Raw genomic sequence first — 2,941 nt, 5'->3', positions numbered from 1 at the left:
GTCCGCCCCGCGACGGGAGCCCGCAACACGGCTCGGATCCCCCCGCCGGCGGGGGAGTCGACCACCAGCACCCCGTCCACCGCATCGAGCCGCTCCCCGAGCCCCGCCAGCCCGCTCCCGCCGGAGGCCGCGGCTCCGCCGCGCCCGTCGTCCGACACCCGGATCAGCAGCCGGGCCCCCTCCCGCCACACCTCCACACCCGCACCCCGCGCGTCCGGCCCCGCGTGCTTGCTCACGTTCTGCAGCAGCTCCGACACCACGAAGTACGCGATCCCCTCGATCGCCTCCGCCGGCCGCGCCGGCAGATCCACCGCCACCTTCACCGGCACCACGCACCGCGACGCCACCGACGACAGCGCCGCGTCCAGCCCCCGGTCGGTCAGCACCGCCGGATGGATCCCGCGCGCGAGGTCCCGCAGCTCCTGCAGGGCCAGCTTCACCTCCCCGTGGGCCTCGTCGACCATCGCCGCCGCGCCCTCCGGGTCCTCCAGCAGCTTCTCCTTCGCCAGGCCCAGCCCCATGGCCAGCGCCACCAGCCGCGCCTGCGCCCCGTCGTGCAGGTCCCGCTCGATGCGCCGCAGGTCGGCCGCCGCGGTGTCGACCACCACGCCCCGGTCGGATTCCAGCTCGGCGATCCGACGCTCCAGCTCGTCCGAGGGCGACAGCAGTCCCCGTACCATCGCGCGGTCCGCGTTCGCCAGCAGCCGCACCACGTACGGCAGCACCGGCCACAGCACGAACAGGCCGGTCAGGGCTACCGTGAAGGTGAAGACCCCCCACGGCAGCCGGACCAGCTGGTACAGCACCGTCCGCCAGCCGACCGGATCCTTGATGCTCGTCCACAGCCAGGGGAAGAAACCGCCGGCCCGCTTCGGGCCGGGAATCGGACTGGGCTCCTCCACCCGTACGCCCAGCAGCGCCCGGGCGCGCGCCCGCTCCAGCCGTCCCAACTGCCGAGACAGATAGAGACCACATGCGAGCAGCGGAAGTCCGACCGCGGTCACGGACAGACCGCCCGTGCCGGAAACCATGACAACCGCGTAAACAAACCCGACGATCGCCACGGGCAGGTTGCTCACCAGATGGGCGATCTCCTTCCACGTCACAGCGCTGAAGACGGGTCGGACGGGGGGAGGCCGGTCGTTGTCGGCGATGCCCTGGCTCATGCTCATGCGGCACAGCCTGCCAAGGCGCGGCCGCCGATGCCATGGGGTGACCGGGGTGCAGTGAACGGGGGATAACCCCACCCCGTGTGAGCAGGCCCTAGACTCCCGCCTGTATTAGATCGTCGACACTGACCGAGGAGCGAGGAACGGACGTGCCTGAACCAACGGTATCGACCGTAACCGTGCTCGCGGCGGACTACTTCCGGAGTTATTCGGTCGTCGGTCTGCTGGCCGCCCTCGGCGTGCTCTTCGTGGCCGTGGCCTTCGGCGCCGGCCGCCTGCTGCGGCCCGAGGTCCCGACGCACGAGAAGCTCCTGACGTACGAATGCGGCGTCGACCCGGTGGGCGAGGGCTGGGCGCACACCCAGGTCCGCTACTACGTCTACGCGTTCCTCTACGTCATCTTCGCCGTCGACTCGATCTTCCTCTTCCCGTGGGCGACGGTGTTCGCCGCCGCCGGTTACGGCGCCACGACCCTGGTGGAGATGTTCATCTTCCTGGGCTTCCTGGCCGTCGGCCTGCTCTATGCGTACAAGAAGGGCGTCCTCGAATGGACGTGACACCTCAGCCGGAGCTGCTCCCGGAGCCCAAGCGCCTGGGAGTCCTCTCCCGCCTGGCCCCCGAACCGATGAAGGTGGTCCTGAACTGGGGCCGCCGGTACAGCCTGTGGGTCTTCAACTTCGGACTCGCCTGCTGCGCGATCGAGTTCATCGCCGCGTCGATGGCGCGGCACGACTTCATCCGCCTCGGCGTCATCCCCTTCGCGCCCGGGCCGCGCCAGGCCGACCTGATGATCGTCTCGGGCACGGTCACCGACAAGATGGCCCCCGCCGTGAAGCGGCTCTACGAGCAGATGCCGGAGCCGAAGTACGTCATCTCCTTCGGCGCCTGCTCCAACTGCGGCGGCCCGTACTGGGACTCGTACTCGGTGACCAAGGGCGTCGACCAGATCATCCCCGTCGACGTCTACGTCCCCGGCTGCCCGCCGCGCCCGGAGGCGCTGCTCCAGGGCATCCTCAAGCTCCAGGAGAAGATCGCCCGCGAGTCGCTGGCGGACCGCTACGCGTCGGGTCCGTCCGTGGCCCAGCTGACGAGCGGCCTGGTCACACCCCCCGGGGCCGGCGCATGAACCTCTACGACTCCCTCCCCGACGCGGCCGCGACGGTCTTCGGCGAAGAGGCCGTGGCCGAGGTCTCGTACGACCTCCTCACGGTGGACGTGCCCGTCGGCTCGTGGATCTCCTCCCTCGAGATCGCCCGGGACAAGCTGGGCTGCACCTACTTCGACTGGCTGAGCGCGGTCGACGAGCCGGGCACCGGCTTCCGGATCTGCGCGCACGTCGTGTCGCTGGAGAACCACCGCGTGCGGCGCCTCCTGCTGCGCACGACCGTCCCGCACTCCGCTCCCTCCCTGCCGTCGGCGGTCGCCGTGTACGCGGGCGCGGAGTGGCACGAGCGCGAGACGTTCGAGATGTTCGGCGTGACCTTCACCGACCACCCGCACCTCGTGCACCTCCTGCTCCCGGAGAACTTCGAGGGGCACCCGCTGCGCAAGGACTTCGTCCTGGCCGCGCGCGTCGCCAAGGCCTGGCCCGGTGCCAAGGAGCCGGGCGAGGCGCATGACCCGGACGCGCCGAAGCGGCGCCAGATGCTTCCGCCGGGCGTCCCGGACCCCAACGACTGGGGCCCGATGAAGGGCCAGCTCCCGCCGGCCCCCGCCCGCCCGGCCCGCACCCCGCGCCCCGCGGGCGCCGCGGCCCTCACCCCGCGCGAGGG

At 71.4% G+C, this 2,941-nt stretch carries 4 protein-coding genes; 3 read left to right on the top strand and 1 reads right to left on the bottom strand.

Annotated elements, in window-relative coordinates:
* On the bottom strand, window positions 1-1,172 hold a 1,172-nt coding region (locus ACFTXQ_RS36535; RefSeq protein ID WP_382649963.1), incomplete at its 3' end, for a sensor histidine kinase.
* A gap of 146 nt (window positions 1,173-1,318) precedes the next feature.
* Between ACFTXQ_RS36535 and ACFTXQ_RS36530 the strand changes: the two genes are divergently transcribed.
* From ACFTXQ_RS36530 to ACFTXQ_RS36520, 3 genes are all read left to right on the top strand, one after another.
* Window positions 1,319-1,726, top strand: a complete 408-nt coding sequence (locus tag ACFTXQ_RS36530; RefSeq protein ID WP_361941261.1) for an NADH-quinone oxidoreductase subunit A — start codon at window positions 1,319-1,321, stop codon at window positions 1,724-1,726.
* Window positions 1,717-2,295 (top strand): NADH-quinone oxidoreductase subunit B, encoded by a 579-nt coding sequence (locus tag ACFTXQ_RS36525; protein WP_215011235.1) that lies wholly within the window; start codon window positions 1,717-1,719, stop codon window positions 2,293-2,295. Before ACFTXQ_RS36530 ends, ACFTXQ_RS36525 begins: the two co-directional genes overlap by 10 nt.
* Window positions 2,292-2,941 (top strand): NADH-quinone oxidoreductase subunit C (locus ACFTXQ_RS36520; RefSeq protein ID WP_382649960.1); only part of this gene is annotated, 650 nt, incomplete at its 3' end. The genes ACFTXQ_RS36525 and ACFTXQ_RS36520, both read left to right, overlap by 4 nt.

It is taken from the genome of Streptomyces sp. NPDC057010 (genome assembly GCF_042673805.1).
In the GTDB taxonomy this organism is placed as follows: domain Bacteria; phylum Actinomycetota; class Actinomycetes; order Streptomycetales; family Streptomycetaceae; genus Streptomyces.
This window is presented reverse-complemented; position numbering and strand designations above follow the sequence as displayed.